The organism is Streptomyces sp. NPDC001599, assembly GCF_042893535.1.
Classification (GTDB): domain Bacteria; phylum Actinomycetota; class Actinomycetes; order Streptomycetales; family Streptomycetaceae; genus Streptomyces.
Genome location: NZ_JBIAVA010000002.1, coordinates 836,255 through 856,128, shown reverse-complemented (window position 1 = coordinate 856,128; position 19,874 = coordinate 836,255). Strand labels below are relative to the sequence as shown.

Here is a 19,874-nt window from a genome sequence, read left to right as displayed (position 1 = left end):
TGGTGGTGTCCAGTGGAGCCTCTACCATAGCCACCTCGCCCGTTAGCTCCGGATAAGCGGTTTTACGAGAATTTGATCTGCGCCGGTACGGCTCGTCCCCGGCCCGCTCGATCGCCTCTTCGGCACCGCCTCTTTGCTTCCCCCTTTAAACGACTGGTCCCATCTGCGGGTTCCCGACGCCAACGGATACAGTCACGCCGAGGCAACGACGGGGACAGGAGAGGGTCATTACCGGCAACCGGCAGACGAGCTGGGCGTTCGCCGACGCCTATGTCGCCGAGGACGACGCGCTGCTCTGGGCACGCGACCGGGCCCGCGAGGCGGGCCTGCGCTCGGTGACCCCGGGCACGGGATCCGCCCTGGGGTTGCTCGCCGCCGCCGTGGACGCCAAGGCCGTCGCGGAGATCGGCACCGGCTGCGGCGTCTCCGGGATCCATCTGCTGTACGGCATGCGGCCGGACGGGGTACTGACCACCGTCGACCCGGAGCCGGAGCACCAGCAGTTCGCCCGCCAGGCCTTCCGGGCCGCGGGCTTCGCCAGCAACCGGGCCCGCTTCATTCCCGGGCGCGCCCTGGACGTGCTGCCCCGGCTCGCGGACGCCGGATACGACCTGGTCTTCTGCGACGGCGACCGTCTGGAGTACCTGGACTACCTCGCCGAATCGTTGCGCCTGCTGCGCCCGGGGGGTCTGGTCGCCTTCGAGGGCGTCTTCGGCGCCGGCCGCACGATCGACTCGGGACCGCAGCCCACCGAGGTGCTGCGGGTGCGGGAACTCCTGCGCGCGGTGCGGGAGAGCCAGGAACTGGTGCCGTCACTGCTCCCGGTGGGCGACGGACTGCTGTGCGCCGTCAAGCGCTGACCTCCGGCCCCGGCCGGAAGGAAAGGCCTCGAAGAGAACAATCACCCCGGCACCGCGAACGGTACCGGGGCGACTGAACGGGTATGGTCGCTCGCGCGTCAGCCGACGACCTTCTTGAGGGCGTCGCCGAGCGCGTCGGCCTCGTCGGGGGTCAGCTCGACGACGAGCCGCCCGCCGCCTTCGAGCGGAACGCGCATGACGATGCCCCGCCCCTCCTTGGTCACCTCGAGCGGGCCATCGCCCGTCCGCGGCTTCATGGCCGCCATGCTCGTTCCCCTTCCTGATACCAGCTCACCGTCACCGCCGACGGCCCGTGAGGGCACGCGCAGTCCGGCATGGACGCGCGACACCGGCATCGAACACATTGCTTCCCAGCCATTATCCCGCATCCCAGGACCCGATGACCAACATCGGTCGGCATCGCTTGGGCAACGCGCGCGATCAAAACCACTCAATTCGGCGATGTGACTGCGATACTGCGCGCCCTCACCCACTTCCACCGAATGGATACGGACCGGATTTCTTTGACGCAGGTCACACCTCATGAGCGATCCGTTCCCGGTGATCTCCGTCATGCTGTCTCCCGGACACATGCCACTGCATGCCACGACGCGGAGGGGATCTCCATGGCCGACACCGTGCTCTACGAAGTGAGCGACGGGCTCGCGACGATCACGCTGAACCGCCCCGAGGCGATGAACGCGCTGAACATCGAGACCAAGGTCGCCCTCCGGGACGCGGTGCGCTCCGCGGCGGCGGACGGCGCCGTACGGGCGGTGCTGCTGACCGCGGCCGGGGACCGGGCGTTCTGTGTCGGCCAGGACCTCAAGGAGCACATCGGGCTGCTGGCCGCCGACCGGGAGACGGGCTCGGGGCAGACGATGAGCACGGTGCGCGAGCACTACAACCCGATCGTCCGGGCACTCGCCGGCGCCGAGAAGCCGGTGGTCGCCGCCGTGAACGGCGTGGCGGCCGGAGCGGGGCTCGGTTTCGCGCTCGCCGCGGACTACCGGATCGTCGCGGACACGGCGGCGTTCAACACTTCCTTCGCGGGCGTGGCGCTCACCGCGGACTCCGGCATCTCCTGGACGCTGCCGCGCGTCGTCGGCCCCGGCCGCGCCGCCGACCTGCTGCTCTTCCCGCGCAGCATCCGCGCGCAGGAGGCGTACGAGCTGGGCATCGCGACCCGGGTCGTCCCCGCCGCCGATCTGCGCGCCGAGGCCGAGAAGACGGCGCGGGCGCTGGCCGAGGGGCCGACGGTGGCGTACGCGGCGCTGAAGGAGGCGATGGCGTACGGGCTGACGCACTCGCTGTCCGAGACGCTGGACAAGGAGGACGAGCTGCAGTCGCGGGCGGGCGCCTCGGAGGACCACGCGATCGCGGTGCGGGCGTTCGTCGAGAAGCAGAAGCCGAAGTACCTGGGCCGGTAGGCGGACGCCGGACGGCAGGCCGGGCCCCGTCGACAGGCCCCCGGTGACGGGCCACGGGCGGAAGGCAGCAGGGCAACAGGCGGCAGGCAGCAGGCGGCGCATGACAGTCGCCGGTGTCGGGCGACGGCCGACAGACACCGGCGACGGGCGGCCGGGCGACGGGCGGCCGGGCGACGGGCGGCCGGGCGACGGACGGCAGGCCGCCGACCACAGGTGACCGGCCGCCGACGACAAGCGGCCCGGCGACGGACAACAGGCGACCGACCACCGGTGGCCTGTCACCGGTGGCAGGCCGCCGTGGCTCATCGTCTGCGGGCCACGCACGCTGCCAGGTGGTCGTCGACCAGTCCGCACGCCTGCATCAGCGCGTACGCCGTCGTCGGGCCGACGAAGCGCAGGCCCCGCTTCTTCAGGGCCTTGGACAGCGCCGTGGACTCCGGGGTCACCGCCGGGACGTCGGTGAGGGTCTTCGGGGCCGGTCGTCCGGCCGGGTCCGGGGCGTGCGACCAGATCAGCTCGTCCAGGTCGCCGGGGGCCCACTCGGCCAGCACGCGCGCGTTGGCGAGGGTCGCGTCGATCTTGGCTCGGTTGCGGATGATGCCGGTGTCGGCGAGCAGGCGCTCGCGGTCGGTGTCGGTGAAGGCCGCGACCTTGGCGATCTCGAAGCCGGCGAAGGCGCTGCGGAAGCCGGTGCGCCGGCGCAGGATCGTGATCCAGGACAGACCGGACTGGAAGGCCTCCAGGCTGAGCCGCTCGTACAGCGCGTCGTCCCCGTGGACCGGGCGGCCCCACTCTTCGTCGTGGTACGTGACGTAGTCCGCGGTGGACAGCGCCCAGGGACAGCGCGGCGCGCCGTCCGGGCCCGCGACGGCCTCCCCGGCGCTCACTGCTGCTCCTCGCGGTCCGGCTTGTCCATGACGACGTGGCGGTGGGCCGCCGCGGCCCGGGCGCCCGCCAGCGCGGACTCCAGGTCGGCGATCCGGGCCTCGCGCTCGGCCAGCTCGGCGCCGAGGCGGCCGAGGGCGTCGTCCACGTCGGCCATGCGGTAGCCGCGGACCACGAGCGGGAAGCGCAGCCGCTCCACGTCCCCGCGGCCCACCGGACGGTCCGGGGGCAGCGCGTCCCTCACCCGCTCGGGTGCGGCGTCGGGCAGCGGCCCACTCTCGCCGCCGCCCACCACGGCGAGCGTCACCGCGGCCACGACGACGGCCAGCGCGATGACGAGGAACAGGAACATGACCATCGCTGGGCCCCCATGGTCGGGTCGGCGTCGGTTGTGCCGGAGTCGGTTGTGTCGGGTCCGATCGTGCCATGCGAGTCTGACAGCCGGGGCCGCGGTGGTCGAAGGGCCGCCCGCCCGGGGTCGAGAGCGGCACGAGAGAACGGTGTGGACGAGGAGATGTCACAGGGGATGCTCAGGCTGGGCAGGCGCGAATTCGCGGCGCACGAGCCGGTGATCATGGCGATCGTGAACCGGACCCCGGACTCCTTCTACGACCGGGGGGCGACCTTCGGCGACGAGCCCGCCCTCGCGCGCGTGGAGCAGGCGGTGGCCGAGGGCGCCGCGATCATCGACGTCGGCGGGGTGAAGGCCGGCCCGGGGGACGAGGTGTCTGCCGCGGAGGAGGCGCGGCGGACGGTGGGGTTCGTCGCGGAGGTCCGGCGGCGGTACCCGGACGTCGTGATCAGCGTGGACACCTGGCGGCACGAGGTCGGCGAGGCCGTGTGCGAGGCCGGGGCGGACCTGCTGAACGACGCGTGGGGCGGCGTCGACCCGAAACTCGCGGAGGTCGCGGCCCGGTACGGGGTGGGGCTCGTGTGCACGCACGCGGGCGGCGCCGAGCCGCGGACGCGGCCGCACCGGGTGACGTACGAGGACGTCATGGCGGACATCCTCCAGGTGACCCTGGGGCTGGCCGAGCGGGCGGTGGGGCTCGGGGTGCCGCGGGAGTCGGTGCTGATCGACCCCGGGCACGACTTCGGGAAGAACACCCGGCACAGCCTGGAGGCGACGCGGCGGCTCGGGGAGATGGCGGAGACGGGGTGGCCGGTGCTGGTGTCCCTGTCCAACAAGGACTTCGTCGGGGAGACGCTGGACCGGCCGGTGAAGGAACGGCTGATCGGCACGCTGGCGACGACCGCGGTCTCGGCGTGGCTGGGGGCCCGGGTCTACCGGGTGCACGAGGTGGCGGAGACGCGGCAGGTACTGGACATGGTGGCGGCGATCGCCGGGCACCGGGAGCCGACGGTGGCACGGAGGGGCCTGGCCTAGGGGTGTCCGGCGGGGGTCCGCCCAGGGCTCGCCCCCGCTCGTGACCGGCGGCGTTACCGGCCCGCCTCCTTGGAGACCAGGGCGACCGCCTCGTCCACGTCGTCGGTGACGTGGAAGAGCATGAGGTCCTTCTCCGCGGCCTTGCCCTGGGCCACCAGGGTGCCGCGGAGCCAGTCCACCAGGCCGCCCCAGTACTCCGAGCCGAACAGGACGATGGGGAAGCGGGTCACCTTCTGGGTCTGCACCAGGGTGAGGGCCTCGAAGAGCTCGTCCAGGGTGCCGAGGCCGCCGGGCAGCACGACGAAGCCCTGCGCGTACTTCACGAACATCATCTTGCGGACGAAGAAGTAGCGGAAGTTCAGGCCGATGTCCACGTAGGGGTTGAGCCCCTGTTCGAAGGGCAGCTCGATGCCCAGGCCGACCGACGTGCCCTTGGCCTCCAGGGCGCCCTTGTTGGCCGCCTCCATGGCGCCGGGCCCGCCGCCGGTGATGACGGCGAAGCCCGCCTCCACCAGGCCGCGGCCCAGCCGCACGCCCGCGTCGTACTCCGGTGAGTCCGTCGGCGTGCGGGCGGAGCCGAAGACGCTGATGGCGGGCGGCAGTTCGGCCAGCGTGCCGAAGCCCTCGATGAACTCCGACTGGATGCGCAGGACACGCCAGGGGTCGGTGTGGACCCAGTCCGTGGGGGCACGCTCGTCCAGCAGGCGCTGGTCCGTGGTGCTCTCCTGCACCTGGTCCCGTCGCCGGAGGACGGGGCCCAGGCGCTGCTCCTCCGGTGGCCGCTTCTTGCCCTCGGGGTTGCCGGTAGCCATGCGCGCTCCCTCCAAATTGCAGGTTCTTCCACCTCAGCGTAGATCTACGCGGGTTACGTACGAGGGACCTCAGCATGTCCGCCACGCAGCGGTACAAACCCGCCGCGTCCGCCGTGGATCACGCCGTCAGCCAGGAACGCAGGCGCTCCTCCCCCGCGAGGATCTTCGCCACCTCGACCCGCTCGTCGCGCTTGTGCGCCAAGTGCGGGTTGCCGGGGCCGTAGTTGACCGCCGGGACGCCGAGCGCCGAGAAACGGGACACGTCCGTCCAGCCGTACTTCGGCTGCGGGGTGCCGCCCACCGCCTCGATGAAGGCCGCCGCGGCCGGGTGGGACAGGCCGGGCAGGGCCGCGCCGCTGTGGTCGTCGACCACGAAGTCCGTCACCCCGCAGCCGTCGAAGACCTCGCGCACGTGGGCGAGGGCCTCCTCGGGACTGCGGTCCGGGGCGTAGCGGAAGTTGACGGTGACCACGCACTCGTCGGGGATGACGTTGCCGGCCACCCCGCCCGTGATGCCGACCGCGTTGAGGCCCTCGCGGTACTCCAGGCCGTCGATGACCGGGTAGCGGGGCTCGTACGCCGCCAGGCGCGCGAGGATCGGGGCGGCGGCGTGGATGGCGTTGGAGCCCATCCAGGAACGCGCCGAGTGCGCCCGCTCCCCCGCGGTCTTCAGCAGTACCCGCAGGGTGCCCTGGCAGCCGCCCTCCACCTGGCCGTCGGACGGTTCGAGGAGCACCGCGAAGTCGCCCTCCAGCCACTCGGGGTGGGCCTCGGCGACGTGCTTCAGGCCGTTCAGCTCGGCGGCGACCTCCTCGTTGTCGTAGAAGACGAAGGTCAGGTCGCGGTTGGGGGCGGGAACGGTGGCCGCGATGCGCAGTTGGACCGCGACGCCCGCCTTCATGTCGCAGGTGCCGCAGCCCCACAGGACGCCGTCCTCATCGAGGCGGGAGGGGACGTTGTCGGCGATCGGCACCGTGTCGATGTGGCCGGCCAGGATCACGCGCTCCGCGCGGCCCAGCTCCGTACGGGCGACGACGTTGTTGCCGTACCGCTCGACCGACAGGTGGGGCAGGGCCCGCAGGGCGCTCTCGATCGCGTCCGCCAACGGCTTCTCGGTGCCGCTCTCGGACGGGAAGTCGACGAGCCGCGCGGTAAGCTCCGCGGCGTCCAGCGTGAGGTCAAGCGGGGTATCGGCCATGGCCCCGACCCTAACGCCCTGCCCTTTCGGGCAAGGTGCGTACCCGGCGGACACCGGACCCTACCCTCCAGTACCTTGTACGCGTGCTCCCGCCGTCCCCACCTCGCAAACGCCGTGGCCGCCTCGCCCGTTCGGGCGCCGCCTCCATGGTCCTGCTCGCGGTCGCCGGTTATCTGGCCGTGCAGTACGTCACCGGAGGCGCGGGCGCTCCGGGCTGCGAGGTGGCCTCCGGCAAGGACGGCCGGACCACCTACGAGTTCACCCCGGAGCAGGCGGTGAACGCGGCCACGATCACCGCCGTGGGCACCGCGCGCAAGCTGCCCGAGCGGGCCGTGACGATCGCGCTGGCGACCGCGCTCCAGGAGTCGGCGCTGCGCAACCTGGACCACGGCGACAAGGACTCGCTCGGACTGTTCCAGCAGCGGCCCTCGCAGGGCTGGGGCAAGCCCGAGGAGATCATGGACCCGGCGTACTCGGCCGGCCTGTTCTACGACCACCTGGTCGAGGTGCCCGGCTACCTCGACCTTCCGCTGACCGACGCCGCCCAGCGGGTGCAGCGCAGCGCCTTCCCGTACGCCTACGCCAAGCACGAACCGGATGCCGCGTTGCTCGCCGCCGCGCTCACCGGGCGGTCGGCGGCCACGCTGACCTGCGACGGGCGCCCCGGTGCGACACCGGAGAAGGGGCCGGACGCGGTCCGCGCGGCGCTGGTGCGGGACTTCGGGCACGACGTGCTGCGACCGGCCGGCGCGGAGGTGGGCGGCGACGCCGCGTCCCCGCGGCCCGCGACCGGTTCCGACGAGCGGACCGTGACACTGCCGGTGACCGGCGGCTCCGGCTCCGGCTCGGCCCGGGAGCACGGGCGGCGCGGCTGGCAGTTGGCGCACTGGGCGGTGGCCAACGCCTCCTCGCTGCACATCCAACGGGTCACCTACGCGGGCCGGGAGTGGACCGCGGGCAACACCGACAGCAAGTGGTACCCGACGGGCGCCGAGGGTGCCAAGGGCGCGGAGCGGGCGTCGGGAGCCGTGCGGATCACGTCCGCCCGGTAGCGCGCCCGTACGAAGCGTCATCTCTGCGAGTGACCCGCGTCGGCGTGAAGTCGACGCGGAGCACGGGTTTTCGCACCCTCACCCCCGAACGCGTCAGAACCCGGGAAAATCAAGGGCCGTAAGGATTCAGCAGACTTTCCGACCGGCGCCCTTTTGCCCGTTTTTCTGTGCACCTGATAATGCGACGCATTACCAACTCTTTACGTTGGGTCGCCGCAACCTTCGTCGCCTTCGAGCGGTAGTCAGTGCGTCCGAGCCCGGTCGATCGCTCTCCCGGTCACTCACCGGTCGTCCTCCGGGCCCGGTCGGATTTCCCGTCGTTGTTGTCGACTTACGCCCAAGGAGCATCATGTCCCTCCCCCTGACCCGCCGGATCGCCCGTGCCGCGCTGCTCGTCGCTGCGGGAGCGGCTGCCGGGGTCGGTGCGGCCGGCTCCGCCAGCGCGGCTCCCGAACTGCCGGCCACCCCGAACCTCGGGGGACTGACCGCCCTGGACGGGGCGAACGTCGGCAACACCGCCGCCTCCGCGGCCGAGACTGTCACCGAGACCGCGGGCGACACCGGCGGCAAGGCCGTCAAGAAGGCCGTGCCGACGGCCGGCAAGACCGGTGGTTCGGTCGTCAAGAAGGCCACGCCGGCCGCGCAGAACGCGGCCGGGGACGCGGCGGGCTCCGCCGGGGACATCGTGGGTGACACGGCGGCGACCGCCACGAAGGGCGGGCTGCCGACGGACGCGCTGGGTAAGGGCGGGCTGCCGGTGCAGGGGCTTCCGCTCGGCTGACGGCGGCTGCGCCGGGCTTGTACGGCGCCGGGTCCTGGGGTTCCCAGGGCCCGGCGTTTTGCTTGCCTACGTGAGTGTCGTGGGCGTGGGTTGAGCCGTGCCCGGCGTTGGGGGCTGTGCCCACCCGTTCCGCCCTGCGGAACGACTGCCCACAGCCGCCCCTACAAGCGCTTGGCCGCTGCCTGGACGCGTTCGTCTGTTGCTGTCAGGGCTACGCGGACGAAGTTTTCGCCTGCGGGACCGTAGAAGTCGCCGGGGGCGACCAGGATGCCGCGTTCGGCCAGGTGGGCGACCGTGGCCCAGCAGGACTCGTCGCGGGTGGCCCACAGGTACAGGCTGGCCTCGCTGTGCTCGATGCGGAAGCCGGCGCCCAGCAGGGCCTCGCGCAGCACGGTGCGGCGGGCGGCGTAGCGCTCGCGCTGGACGCGGACGTGTTCGTCGTCGCCGAGGGCCGCCACCACGGCCGCCTGGGTCGGCGCCGAGGTCATCATGCCGCCGTGCTTGCGGATCTCCAGGAGCGGGCCCAGGACGGCCGGGTCACCGGCCAGGAAGGCCGCGCGGTAGCCCGCGAGGTTGGAGCGCTTGGAGAGGGAGTGGACGGCGACCAGGCCGTCGTACGAGCCGCCGTTGACGTCCGGGTGCAGGACCGAGACCGGGTCGGCCTCCCAGCCCAGCTCCAGGTAGCACTCGTCGGAGACGACGAGGACGCCGTGCTCGCGGGCCCAGGCGACGATCCGGGTCAGTTCGGCCTTGGACAGAACCTTCCCGGTCGGGTTCGACGGGGAGTTGAGCCACAGGAGCTTCAGGCCCGCCGGGTCCAGCTCGGTCGGGTCCTCGTACGCCTCGTACTCCGCGCGGGCCAGGCGGGCGCCGACCTCGTACGTCGGGTAGGCCAGGCGCGGGAAGGCCACCTTGTCGCCGGAGCCGAGGCCCAGCTGGGTCGGGAGCCAGGCGACGAGTTCCTTGGAGCCGACGACGGGAAGCACGTGGCGGTGGGTGACGTCGCGGGCGCCGAGGCGGCGCTCCACCCAGCCGGTGAGGGCGTCCCGCAGCGCCGGGGTGCCCCAGACGGTCGGGTAGCCCGGGGAGTCCGCCGCGTCGACCAGCGCCTTCTGGATCAGCTCGGGGACCGGGTCGACCGGGGTGCCGACCGAGAGGTCGACGATGCCGCCGGGGTGGGCCGCGGCCGTCTTCTTGTACGGCTCCAGCTTGTCCCAGGGGAAGTCGGGAAGGCGGTCGCGAAGCGACTCGTTGGAAGGGCGGTGGTGGGCGACGGGTGGGCGGTCGGAGACTGATGACACGGTGGGTGGCTCCCTTTCCTCGTCGGCGCCGGTACGGCAAACGCCTCGGTCCCGTGCGGCGCCGATCGGGGTGATCAGGCCGTACGGGACCGAGGCGGCGCGTGTGCGGGCCGCTCTTACTGGTTCTGCGGCGGCAGCGCGGCGACGAAGGGGTGGTCGCGCTCGATCAGCCCCAGCTTGCTGGCGCCGCCGGGCGAGCCGAGCTCGTCGAAGAACTCGACGTTCGCCTTGTAGTAGTCCTTCCACTCCTCGGGAGTGTCGTCTTCGTAGAAGATCGCCTCGACCGGGCAGACCGGCTCACAGGCACCACAGTCGACGCATTCGTCCGGGTGGATGTACAAGGACCGCTGGCCCTCGTAGATGCAGTCGACCGGGCACTCCTCGATGCACGCCTTGTCCTTCACGTCGACACAAGGCTGCGCGATGACGTAGGTCACGCTGTCGTTCCTCCTCGATAGGGCGCTGGCGGGCCTCCGTAGGCTCCGCCGCCTGGCGCGCGGGAGCGCGGCGTCGTCGATGCCCACCCCTAGTATCTCCGTTCTTGGGCATGATCCGAACAGGAGGGGTGGACAGACCCGTGGAATTCTCTGCCGCCGGGCGTCTTGAGGTCCGTATCACCACTGCTGACGTGGGCAAACGAGTCTCCGTACGGCGCTTGAGCGAAGCTGGTGTCGCAGGTGAGAAGTTCACCGACACGGTCGGTGTTCTCACATCATGGACCGACGGTGTGCTGCTGATCACACGAAAGAGTGGCGAGTCCGTCCGTGTCGCGGAATCCGCATTGGTCGCCGGGAAGGTCGTGCCGGCCGCCCCCGCCCGCCGTCGCGGCCCCGCCGCTTCCTACGAGGAGCTGGCGCGCGTCGCCGCGCGGTCCTGGCGTCCGGTGGAGAGCGAGCGGCTCGGCGAGTGGGAACTGCGGGCGGCCGGGGGCTTCACCCGGCGGGCCAACTCCGTACTGCCGCTCGGCGATCCGGGGCTGCCGCTCGACGAGGCGCTGACGGCCGTACGCCGCTGGTACGGCGAGCGCGGGCTGCCCGCGTACGTCCAGACCGCCACCGGCGCCGCCGGCACGCAGGAGTCGCTGTGCGCGGAGCTGGAGCGGCGGGGCTGGGTCCGGGAGGTGACGGCCGAGGTGTGGACCGGGCCATTGGCGCCGGTCGCCGACCTGGCCGAGGGCGCCGGTGTGGTCCTGTCCCGGAAGGCGGACGAGACCTGGCTGGCCCGGTACCGGCGCAAGGGGGTGAGCGAAGTGGCGCTGCGGGTCCTGGAGTCGGGGCCGTCGGTGTGGTTCGCCACGGTGCCCGGCGCGGGCGGGGCGGGGGACGTGGCGGCGATCGGACGGTGTGTCGTGGACGGGCGCTGGGCCTCCTTCGCGGCCGTCGAGGTCGATCCCGCGCAGCGGCGCCGGGGGCTCGCGACCGCCGTGATGGCCGCGCTGGCCCGGCGGGCGCTGGACGAGGGGGCGTCGGCGGCGTGGCTCCAGGTGGAGACCGACAACGCCGGGGCCCGGGCGCTGTACGCCGGGATGGGTTTCGCGCCGCACCACGCCTACCACCACTACCGGGAGCCCGCGGCCGCCGGGGCCGACCGGTAGACCGCCGCCGAGCCATCACTCCGAAAGGGCACGGGCCTGCCATGCGTCCTCCTCGTCCTCCCCATCCCCCGTCGCCGGAACGGTCGGCCGAACTGCGGCGGCGGTTCGCGCAAGAGGCGCGGTCCGAGCGCCCCGACCTGGCCACGCTGTGCCTGCTGGTGGGCGCGGAGGCGGACGGCGCGCTGGACGAGGCGGGGCTGGACGCCGCGCAGGTGGAACTGGACCGGCTGGCCGGGGAGCTGCCGTTCCGGCCGGGTACGCCGCGGGCCTGGGCGGTGGCGCTGCGGGACCTGCTCGGCGAGCGGTACGGGTTCCACGGGGTCGCCGCGGACTACCAGCGGCTGGAGTCGTCGTTGCTGCACGAGGTGGTGTGGCGGCGGCGCGGGCTGCCGATCCTGCTGTCCGTGGTGTGGCTGGAGGTGGCCCGGCGGGCGGGGGCTCCGGTGTACGGGGTCGCGTTGCCGGGGCACTTCGTGGTCGGGTTCGGGGCGGAGTCGGGAGCGGCGTCCGGCCCCGGGTCCGCGGCGCTGGGGGAGCGGGTGCTCGTCGATCCGTACGACGGGGGGCGGCTGCTGAGCGGTACGGACGCGGAGGTGCTGGTCGCCGGGGCGACGGGGGCGGAGCTGCGGGCGTCGATGCTGGAGCCTGCGGCGCCGTTGGACGTGGTGGCACGGGTGCTGAACAACATCCGGGCGTGGGCGGCGGCGCGGCCGGAGCAGTCGGCGGTGGGGCTGTGGGCGATCGAGCTGGCGCTGCTGTTGCCGGCGCATGCGGCGCGGTTGCGGTACGAGCGGGCGGTGTTGCTGGTGCAGCGGGGGGAGTTCGCGGCGGGGGCCGGGGAGTTGGAGGCGTATGCGGAGGTGGTGGGGGCGGTGGACGAGGCGGTCGCGGAGGAGGTGCGGGGGGAGGCTCGGACGGCTCGGGCGATGTTGAACTGAGCGTCGGTGGGTGCGGGCCGGGGGTGGGGTCGCTTGCCCGCGCTGACGGGGTGCCGCCTGCGCCCACCCGTGCCGCCCCAGCGGCACGACTGCCCGCAGTTGCGGGGGGGTGCGGCGGCGGGGGTGGCTTCCGCTACAGCCAGCCCTTGTTCCTGGCCACCTGGACCGCCTCCGCGCGGTTTCTCACGGCCAGTTTCTGGATGGCCGTGGAGAGGTAGTTGCGGACCGTGCCCTGGGAGAGGTGGAGGGTGGTGGCGAGTTCGGCGTTGGTGGAGCCGTCGGCGGCGGCGCGGAGGATCTCGCGTTCGCGGTCGGTGAGGGGGTTGGCGCCCTCGGCGAGGGCCGCAGCCGCCAGGGTCGGGTCGATGACCCGCTCCCCTGCCAGCACCTTGCGGACCGCTTCGGCGAGTTGGGCGGCCGGGGCATCCTTGACCAGGAAGGCGTCGGCACCGGACTCCATGGCGCTGCGCAGGTAGCCGGGGCGGCCGAAGGTGGTGAGGACGACCAGCTTCACGGCCGGCAGTTCCCGGTGGACCAGGGCCGCCGCCTCGATGCCGGTCGCGCCGGGCATCTCGATGTCCAGGAGGGCCACGTCCACGCCGTGGGTGCGGACGGCGTCCAGCACCTCGTCGCCGCGGGCCACCTGGGCGACGACCTCGATGTCCTCCTCCAGGCCGAGCAGGGCGGCCAGTGCCTCGCGGACCATCGCCTGGTCCTCGGCCAGCAGGACCTTGATCGTGCGGCTCATGCCCCGGATCCTACGTCGGTGGCCGCGCCCGCCGGGACGCGGGCGACCAGCCGGAATCCCCGGCGGGACCCGCTCGCCTCCAGTGTGCCGCCCGCCTTCTCCAGACGTTCGGCGAGGCCGGTGAGGCCGTTGCCCGGGGCGTTCGCGGGAGCCGGGCCGCCCGAGCCGTTGTCCTCCACCGACAGTTCCAGCACCGCTCCGTCCAGTGTCTGGCGTTCCAGCAGCTCCACCACGCAGCGCCGGGCGCCGCTGTGCCGTACGACGTTGGTGACGGCCTCGCGCAGCGCCCAGGCGAGGGCCGCCTCGGACTCCTCGGACAGACCGGTGGCGCCGGGTTCGACGGGGAGTTCGGCGTCCACCCCGGCCGCCGTCAACGCGACCTTCGCGCCCGCGAGTTCGGCGGCCAGGCGGGCCCGGCGGTAGCCGGTGACGGCCTCGCGGACGTCGACGAGGGCCTGGCGGCTGACCTGTTCGATGTCGGCGACCTGCTGGGCGGCCTTGTCGGGGTGGGCGGGGAGCATGCGGCCCGCCAGCTCGCTCTTCAGGGTGATCAGGGAGAGCGAGTGGCCGAGCAGGTCGTGCAGGTCTCGGGCGAGGCGCAGTCGTTCCTCGTTGGCGGCGAGCTGGGCGACGGTGGCGCGGGCCTCGCGCAGCGCGATGGTGGTCCGGACCAGTTCGCGCACGCCGGTCATGGCGAAGCCGCCCAGCAGTGCCGGGAGCAGCAGCCCGGCGATGAAGGAGGTCCCGCCGGGCACCGCGAGGGCGATCACCGTCAGCAGCGCCGAGGCGCCCGGGACGGTCCAGCGGGCCAGGCGCAGCGGCAGGGCGGCACCGGAGGCGATCGCGACGTAGACGAAGAGGACCAGCCACTCGCGGCCCAGGGTGAGGGCGAGGAGCGTGGACTGGGCCGCGAGGACGGCGAGGGAGCCGAGGACCAGCCGGGTCCGCTCGCCGCGGCCGGTGCGGAAGAGCAGCAGCATGTACCAGACCACGAAGGCGACGAGGCCGATCCAGCCGAGGACCTGGACGCCGACGGCGTGACCGCCGTGCAGCAGGTCGCTGACGGGGGCGCCCAGGTAGGCCAGCCAGATGGCCGTCCACATGACCTTGACGGTCTTCTGCCTGCGGTTCTCCGGGCGTTGCCCGATGCCGACGCCGCTCACGCCTTCAGCGTGTCCTTCCGGTACAGCCAGGCCGCGCCGCCCGTGAAGAGCACGAAGTAGACGGCGAGGACGGCGAGGTCCTGTGCGTGCGGGGCGTGACTCTGTTCGATCGCCTGCCCGAGGGCAGCGTACGCGTGCGTGGGAAGCCACTCGGCGATGTCCCGCAGCCACTGCGGGAACGTGGTGGTGGGCATCCACAGGCCGCCGAGCATGGAGAGCCCGAAGTACACGATCATGGTGATCGGGCGGACCGCGTCCCCGGTGGCCAGGTACCCGATGGCGACGCCGAGCGCGGCGAAGACCAGGCTGCCGGCCCAGATCACGCCGGTGAGCGCGAGCCACTGCCAGGCATCCAGGCGTACGTCCTTCACGGCCGCGGCGACGACGAAGACGACGACGATGGAGGGCAGGCTGACGACGGCGGCGCTCGCGGTCTTGGCGAGGACGTAGCCGCGGCCCGGGAGGGTGGTCAGCCGCAGCTGCCGGACCCAGCCGCTCTCGCGCTCCTTGGCGATGCGTTCGCTGTTGCCCATGAGTACGGCGGTCAGGGCGCCGAAGGAGGCCATGGAGACCATGAAGAAGGTGGGCAGGGTCAGTCCGGTGCCGTCGACCTCGCTGGTGGCGTCGGCGCTGCCCGCGATCAGCAGGAACAGGGCCGAGGGGTAGATCACCGAGAAGAACAGGAATTTGCGGTTGCGCAGCGCACGGGTCAGTTCGAGCTTGATCAGGCTGTTCACGGCTGCTTGGCCTCCTCGGCGGCGGTGAGGGCGACGAAGGCCTGCTCGAGCCCGAGACCGGCGACTTCGAGGTTGCGGGGGTACAGGCCGAGGCCGTACAGGGCGGACACGGTGGCGTCGGCGTCGGCGGACTGGATGCGCACGGTCCGGCCGGACACGTCGAGGGAGGTCAGGTGGGGCAGCGCGCGCAGGGTCGCCTCGTCGATCGTGCCGTTCCGGCCGCCGTCCGGGCCGCCGTCCGGGCCGCCGTCCGGGCCGCCGTCCGGGCCGCCGTCCAGGTCGAAGGAGATCCGGCGGGTTCCGGCCCTGGCCTTGATCTCGGCGGCCGTGCCGTCGGCCAGCAGCCGGCCCCGGTGCAGGACGAGCACCCGGTCGGCGATGGCGTCGGCCTCCTCCAGGTAGTGCGTGGCGAACAGCACGGTGCGGCCCTGGTCGGCCTGTTCGCGCATGGTGGCCCAGAAGGCCTGCCGGGCGGTGACGTCCATGCCGGTGGTGGGCTCGTCCAGGACGATCAGGTCACTGTCGCCGGCGGTCGCGAGTGCGAAGCGAACCCTCTGGGCCTGGCCGCCGGAGAGCTTGTCGACCCTGCGGTCGGCGATCTTCGCGAGTCCGGCGCGGGCCAGCACGTCGGCGGCCGGGTAGGCCCTGGGGTGCAGCGCGCAGGCCAGCCGGACGAGTTCGGCGACCGTGACCTCGTCCATCAGGCCGCCGCTCTGCAGCATGGCACCCACCCGCCCGGCGACGACGGCCTCGCGCGGTTCACCGCCGAAGACGTGGACGGTGCCGGCGTCGGGGCGCCTGAGGCCGAGCAGCAGGTCCAGCGTGGTCGACTTGCCCGCCCCGTTCGGGCCCAGCAGGGCCACGGTCTCGCCGGGGTGCAGGGCGAGCGTCAGCCCGTCGACGGCCCGGACGTCGCCGTACCCCTTGGTCACCCGGTCGAAGGCGACCGCCGTTGTCCTCGTCATGCCCCCATCGTGGCCGCGGAGAGAGGGCGCCCGGCAGTGTCGGCGGTCCCGGGTACCGGATGACAGATGTCATACGGGGCGCGGCGCCCGGTGCGACGAGAGGGGCGCCCGGCGAGTGCCGGGCGCCCCTCTCGTCCGTGCCTGCGTCAGCTGGGATTGGTGTCGATGACGGCCACCCGGTCGGTCTTGCTCTTCAGGGCCTGGCGCATGGCGCCGTAGACGTCCTGGGGGGTGACGGCCGTCTTCTCACCGTTGGCGCGGGTGATGAGCACACCGTCGAACGTCTGGCCGTAGAGCTCCTTGAGGGCGTTCAGGTCGGGCTTGTCGACGAGCTTGCCGTCGACGGCCGTGACCCTGAGGAACTTCCAGAGCGACTTCTCGGGACTCAGCGGGATGGAGTGGGCCGGGTCCGTCTGCACGGTCACGCGGTCCGACATCGCCGGCTCCGCGAACTCCTTCAGCATCCGGTCGACCTCGGCCTTGGAGACCGTGGGCTGCTTGGTGGTCGTCGGCACGTTCACCGCGGTGGCGGTGCCGGACTCCACCTGGGCGCGGTACGCGGCCTGCACGGCCTCGGTCGACTTGGCGACGTCTATGCCCTGGCCGGTCTTGCCGTACACGGGGACGGCCTTGCCGGACTCGAACTTGATCGTGCCCTCGGTCGCCGACCCGGCCCCGCCCGCGGCGTCCTCCAGGGCGGCGTGCAGCTTCTCCTCGTCGACGGGCATGACCGGTTCGACGACCCGCTTCTGGCCGAAGAGCGAGCCGATCACGGACATCGGGTTGTAGTCGCTGGTCGCCGCGGAGCTGGCCGTGGCCTGGGTGTCGAGCTGGAGGCCCGCCTGGTCCGGCTTGAGGGAGACGGTCTCGCCGCCCACCGTGAGCTTGAGCGGTTTGGCCGCGCGGGCGCCGAGGGCCTTGTCCAGCTTCTCGACGGCGTCGTCGCGGGTGCCGCCGCCGATGTCGACGCCGAGCACGGTGGTGCCCTTGGGCACGTCGGAGCGGTTCATGAGCAGGCCGGCGCCGTAGGTGACACCGGCGACGACGACCAGGCCGCCGACGAGCAGCGGGAGCTTCTTGCGCCCCTTCTTCTTGGCGGGCTTGGCGGAGCTCGCCGGCGGGGCGGAGACCGGCTCGGGCAGCTTGGGCGGCGTGTGCGGCAGCGGCCCGTCGCCGGACCCGGCCGGGAACGGCGCGGTGCGCTCGCCCGGTACGACGGGGATGCCGCTGGTGACGGTGTTGCCGGAGACGTTGTCCGGGTTGCCCGCGCCCGGCGGGGCCGGCCGCTGCGGGGTGAGGATCGCGGTGTCGTCGCTGAGCCCGCCGCCGGGGCCGAGGCGGGCGGCGTCCGGACCCGCGCCGGGACCGGAGCCGGCCGGCCTGCCGGGGCCACCGGGGCCGCCCGGGCCGGCGAGGCTCCCCGGGCCGCGCAGGCCGTTCGGTGCGGGTTCGCGCTGCGTACCGGGCGCCGCGGGGCCGCCGGACATGCCGAGGTCGCCGAGGTCGCCGGCCGGGGGCGGCGTCAGCCGGCTGTCGCCGGTGGCCGGGCCGCTCGTCGGTCCCGCGGGGCCCTGGGGCCCGTTGCCGTACGGGGACTGCCCGTTCAGGCCGTTCTGCTGCCCGCCGGGGGCCCGGTCGGTCCGGCCCTCGCCCGCGAAGTACGGCAGGTCGTCACGGCGCGGCTCGCCACCGGCGTCGGCGCCCGGCCGGGGGCCGTTGCCGTTGCCGCCCAGCGGACCGGCCGCCAGCGCCTCGGTCACGTCGAAGGAGCCGGTGCCGCCACCGTGGCCGGGCGCCACGGGCCCGCCGGTCGCACCGGAGCGGGCGGCGCCGCCCGCGGAGCCGGACCGGGTGCCGCCGGGTGCGTTCATGGAGCCGACGACGCCACCGGGACGGCCACTCCCGCCGCCCGGACGCGCACCGGCACCCGAAGCACCCGCCGGGCCCGCGGGACCCGCGCCACGCGCCCCCGCCGCACCCGGGGTTCCGGCGTCGGGCGCGGAACCTGCGGGCAGACCGGCACCGTTGGTGGAGCCGCCGCCCTGAGTGCCTTTGCCCGGGCCCGACTTGCGTGGCGCGAACCAGTCGCTCGTCGGCTTCTCCTCGGCGGGCTGGGCGGGCCGGGCGGGCTCGGCGGGAGCCTCGGGAGCGGCGGCCCCGGGCGCGGCGGCGCTCGGCGCCGGCGCGGGCCGCTCGCCCGTCGTCTCCGTGCCGTCGGCGGCGTCCTCGCCGTCCGCGACGGGCTTGCGCACGACGACCGGCGGAATGGGCCGCGACCCGGGGATGTTGATCCGGATCCGGGTCGTCAGCGTCGTCTCGGTCTTGCGCTCCTCCGGTCGCGTGGCCGAACGGCCCGCGTCCGCACCGGCGTCGGAAGCCGTGGGTGTCCCGTAGGGCGGGGTGCCCGACGGGTATGCGGCTCCGCCGCGCCCGTGGGGCCCGGAGGACGAACTGTCATTTTCACGACTCAAGGCAGGTTCTCCCGGTTGGCTCCGCCGCCCGTCACGCCATCAGCGGGCGGCTCGGCGGCGCGCACCACCATACTGGCCACTTCTCGCGCGTATCCCGTGACCGCCGTGGAAACCCACACGGGACTCGCACGCCCACGGCACGGCGAAGCGGTACGTCACTTGCGAAGTCGGGCGGGGCCGCCGTCCGGTTGCCGCACCGGCGCGAGGGTGGCGCAGATCACAGCAACGGCGATCCCGCCGAGCAGAAAGACATAGGAGCCGGCACCGGCGGCGAAGAGGAAGTCGCCCTCCGGACGGCTGGTGGTGAGCAGCACCACGGCGAGCGCCCAGCCGAGGGCGGGCGCGACCGCCCCTCCCCGGCGCCCGACGGCACGGCCCGCCCCGAGGCACAGCCCCGCCTCGGCGGCCAGCGCGAGCAGCAGCCCGCCCGGGAACCAGGCCGGCTGGAGCAGCGCGCCCGCCACCCCGAGGACGGCGCCGAGCACGAAGAGTCCGGCGTACAGGGCGGCCCGTCCGAGCGAGGGCGGGCGCAGCGGCTGGGCGAGTGCGCTGCTCGGCGGTTCGTTGCGGCTGTTCACGAGGTCGCCTCCCCGGTGCCGGAGGTCGGGGCGATGCCCGCGAACAGGTCGCTCTCGCGTCCGTCGTCGCCGCCCCGCTCGCCGCGCACCAGCTCGTAGTACTCGGTGGTGAGGATCGGCTGGGCCAGGTCGTTGGAGAGGACGAAATACGGTTCGGCGACCGTGATCTGCGTGGCGTGGGCACGCATCGCGGCGGCCTTGGCGGCGGCGTACGCGGTGCCCTCGCCGCGGATCTCGGTGGTGATCCGCTCGTCGTCGACGACACCCGGCACGTCCTCGACGCCGGCCGCCTTCTCGAACGGCAGACCGGGCAGCTCGTCCCGGAGCCGGGCGAAGGCGTCCTCCACCCGGGAGCGCGGCACGCGGTTCCAGTAGACCTTGGCGACGGGGCACCCGGCCTCGGCCGCCAGCTCCACCGCCCGCATGGCGATGCGGTGGGCCTGGATGTGGTCGGGGTGGCCGTAGCCGCCGTTCGGGTCGTAGGTGACGAGCACCTGGGGGCGCACCTCGCGGATCACGTCGACGAGCATCCCGGCGGCCCGGTCGACGTCGGCCTGCCACAGGCAGCCCGGGTCGTCGTTGTCGGCCAGCCCCATCATCCCGGAGTCGGCGAACCGCCCCGGGCCACCGAGCAGCCGGAAGTCCTCGACGCCGAGTGCGCGCATCGCGTCCGCCAGCTCGCCCCTGCGGTGCCCGCCGAGAGCGGCTCCGGACAGATGGGCGAGGCCGGGCGGGATGACCTCGCCCCGCTCGCCGAGGGTGCAGGTCACCAGCGTCACGTGGGCGCCCTCGGCCGCGTAGCGGGCCATGGTGACGCCGTTGTTGATCGACTCGTCGTCCGGGTGCGCGTGCACCAGCAGCAGACGCCGGGCGGGGAGTTCCTTCATGGGGTCCACCCTATGAGTACCGGGGACGGCACGGACCGCCTCCCCTCCGCAAGGGGCCGGTTGCGGAGACGTGAACACTTCCGGACG

General features: G+C 73.3%; 21 protein-coding genes. 7 read left to right on the top strand and 14 right to left on the bottom strand.

The window, feature by feature from the left end; genetic code table 11:
• Positions 1–161 precede the first annotated feature (161 nt).
• A complete protein-coding gene (locus tag ACFYZ3_RS08640; protein WP_388514871.1) occupies positions 162–860 on the top strand; it encodes an O-methyltransferase in 699 nt (232 codons plus the stop codon).
• 98 nt (positions 861–958) lie between these two features.
• On the opposite strand, the gene ACFYZ3_RS08635 is transcribed toward ACFYZ3_RS08640, so the two are convergent.
• Positions 959–1,126 (bottom strand): DUF3117 domain-containing protein, encoded by a 168-nt coding sequence (locus ACFYZ3_RS08635; protein WP_003966491.1) that lies wholly within the window; start codon positions 1,124–1,126, stop codon positions 959–961.
• A 360-nt stretch (positions 1,127–1,486) separates the two neighbouring features.
• On the opposite strand from ACFYZ3_RS08635, the gene ACFYZ3_RS08630 reads away from it, so the two are divergent.
• Positions 1,487–2,290 (top strand): enoyl-CoA hydratase/isomerase family protein, encoded by an 804-nt coding sequence (locus ACFYZ3_RS08630; protein WP_388514815.1) that lies wholly within the window; start codon positions 1,487–1,489, stop codon positions 2,288–2,290.
• 302 nt (positions 2,291–2,592) lie between these two features.
• On the opposite strand, the gene ACFYZ3_RS08625 is transcribed toward ACFYZ3_RS08630, so the two are convergent.
• Positions 2,593–3,177: a DNA-3-methyladenine glycosylase I gene (locus ACFYZ3_RS08625; RefSeq protein WP_388514813.1), complete on the bottom strand. Its 585-nt coding sequence runs from the start codon at positions 3,175–3,177 to the stop codon at positions 2,593–2,595.
• Positions 3,174–3,533: a DivIVA domain-containing protein gene (locus tag ACFYZ3_RS08620; protein ID WP_003973835.1), complete on the bottom strand. Its 360-nt coding sequence runs from the start codon at positions 3,531–3,533 to the stop codon at positions 3,174–3,176. Before ACFYZ3_RS08620 ends, ACFYZ3_RS08625 begins: the two co-directional genes overlap by 4 nt.
• 168 nt (positions 3,534–3,701) lie before the next feature.
• On the opposite strand from ACFYZ3_RS08620, the gene folP reads away from it, so the two are divergent.
• Positions 3,702–4,562, top strand: a complete 861-nt coding sequence (folP, locus tag ACFYZ3_RS08615) for a dihydropteroate synthase (protein ID WP_388514812.1) — start codon at positions 3,702–3,704, stop codon at positions 4,560–4,562.
• Positions 4,563–4,615: 53 nt separating this feature from the next.
• On the opposite strand, the gene ACFYZ3_RS08610 is transcribed toward folP, so the two are convergent.
• Together ACFYZ3_RS08610 and dapE are read right to left on the bottom strand one after the other, a co-directional pair.
• Complete coding sequence (locus tag ACFYZ3_RS08610) at positions 4,616–5,374, bottom strand: TIGR00730 family Rossman fold protein (protein WP_109033283.1); 759 nt, start codon at positions 5,372–5,374, stop codon at positions 4,616–4,618.
• A gap of 118 nt (positions 5,375–5,492) precedes the next feature.
• A complete protein-coding gene (dapE, locus tag ACFYZ3_RS08605) occupies positions 5,493–6,572 on the bottom strand; it encodes a succinyl-diaminopimelate desuccinylase (protein WP_361003957.1) in 1,080 nt (359 codons plus the stop codon).
• Between the two features lie 146 nt (positions 6,573–6,718).
• Here dapE and ACFYZ3_RS08600 point away from each other — a divergent pair, with 146 nt between their 5' ends.
• Together ACFYZ3_RS08600 and ACFYZ3_RS08595 are read left to right on the top strand one after the other, a co-directional pair.
• A complete protein-coding gene (locus ACFYZ3_RS08600; protein WP_388514870.1) occupies positions 6,719–7,624 on the top strand; it encodes a heavy metal transporter in 906 nt (301 codons plus the stop codon).
• A gap of 349 nt (positions 7,625–7,973) precedes the next feature.
• Positions 7,974–8,405 (top strand): ATP-binding protein, encoded by a 432-nt coding sequence (locus ACFYZ3_RS08595; RefSeq protein ID WP_388514811.1) that lies wholly within the window; start codon positions 7,974–7,976, stop codon positions 8,403–8,405.
• Between the two features lie 161 nt (positions 8,406–8,566).
• Here ACFYZ3_RS08595 and ACFYZ3_RS08590 read toward each other — a convergent pair whose 3' ends face one another.
• Together ACFYZ3_RS08590 and fdxA are read right to left on the bottom strand one after the other, a co-directional pair.
• On the bottom strand, positions 8,567–9,706 hold the full coding sequence (locus ACFYZ3_RS08590) for a bifunctional succinyldiaminopimelate transaminase/glutamate-prephenate aminotransferase (RefSeq protein ID WP_388514810.1): 1,140 nt from the start codon (positions 9,704–9,706) through the stop codon (positions 8,567–8,569).
• A 116-nt stretch (positions 9,707–9,822) separates the two neighbouring features.
• Positions 9,823–10,143, bottom strand: coding sequence for a ferredoxin (fdxA, locus tag ACFYZ3_RS08585; RefSeq protein ID WP_003973842.1), 321 nt, complete (start codon positions 10,141–10,143; stop codon positions 9,823–9,825).
• A 140-nt stretch (positions 10,144–10,283) separates the two neighbouring features.
• On the opposite strand from fdxA, the gene ACFYZ3_RS08580 reads away from it, so the two are divergent.
• Positions 10,284–11,300, top strand: coding sequence for a GNAT family N-acetyltransferase (locus ACFYZ3_RS08580; protein ID WP_388514808.1), 1,017 nt, complete (start codon positions 10,284–10,286; stop codon positions 11,298–11,300).
• A gap of 41 nt (positions 11,301–11,341) precedes the next feature.
• On the top strand, positions 11,342–12,238 hold the full coding sequence (locus ACFYZ3_RS08575) for a transglutaminase-like domain-containing protein (protein WP_388514807.1): 897 nt from the start codon (positions 11,342–11,344) through the stop codon (positions 12,236–12,238).
• A gap of 133 nt (positions 12,239–12,371) precedes the next feature.
• Here the strand turns inward: ACFYZ3_RS08575 and ACFYZ3_RS08570 are convergent, their stop codons facing one another.
• From ACFYZ3_RS08570 to mshB, 7 genes are all read right to left on the bottom strand, one after another.
• Positions 12,372–12,986, bottom strand: coding sequence for a response regulator transcription factor (locus tag ACFYZ3_RS08570; RefSeq protein ID WP_388514805.1), 615 nt, complete (start codon positions 12,984–12,986; stop codon positions 12,372–12,374).
• A complete protein-coding gene (locus ACFYZ3_RS08565; protein ID WP_388514804.1) occupies positions 12,983–14,149 on the bottom strand; it encodes a sensor histidine kinase in 1,167 nt (388 codons plus the stop codon). The genes ACFYZ3_RS08570 and ACFYZ3_RS08565 overlap by 4 nt, the downstream gene beginning before the upstream one ends.
• Positions 14,146–14,886 carry an ABC transporter permease gene (locus ACFYZ3_RS08560; RefSeq protein WP_388514803.1) on the bottom strand — a complete coding sequence of 247 codons (741 nt, stop codon included), beginning with the start codon at positions 14,884–14,886 and terminating at the stop codon, positions 14,146–14,148. The genes ACFYZ3_RS08565 and ACFYZ3_RS08560 overlap by 4 nt, the downstream gene beginning before the upstream one ends.
• The gene (locus ACFYZ3_RS08555) at positions 14,883–15,851 is read right to left on the bottom strand and encodes an ABC transporter ATP-binding protein (RefSeq protein WP_388514802.1); all 969 of its coding nucleotides are present in this window, start codon (positions 15,849–15,851) and stop codon (positions 14,883–14,885) included. The genes ACFYZ3_RS08560 and ACFYZ3_RS08555 overlap by 4 nt, the downstream gene beginning before the upstream one ends.
• A gap of 146 nt (positions 15,852–15,997) precedes the next feature.
• Positions 15,998–18,322 (bottom strand): hypothetical protein, encoded by a 2,325-nt coding sequence (locus tag ACFYZ3_RS08550; RefSeq protein ID WP_388514801.1) that lies wholly within the window; start codon positions 18,320–18,322, stop codon positions 15,998–16,000.
• Positions 18,323–18,477: 155 nt separating this feature from the next.
• Positions 18,478–18,900: a DUF6113 family protein gene (locus tag ACFYZ3_RS08545; RefSeq protein WP_388514800.1), complete on the bottom strand. Its 423-nt coding sequence runs from the start codon at positions 18,898–18,900 to the stop codon at positions 18,478–18,480.
• Positions 18,897–19,787, bottom strand: a complete 891-nt coding sequence (gene mshB / locus ACFYZ3_RS08540) for an N-acetyl-1-D-myo-inositol-2-amino-2-deoxy-alpha-D-glucopyranoside deacetylase (protein WP_388514799.1) — start codon at positions 19,785–19,787, stop codon at positions 18,897–18,899. Before mshB ends, ACFYZ3_RS08545 begins: the two co-directional genes overlap by 4 nt.
• Positions 19,788–19,874: the final 87 nt, after the last annotated feature.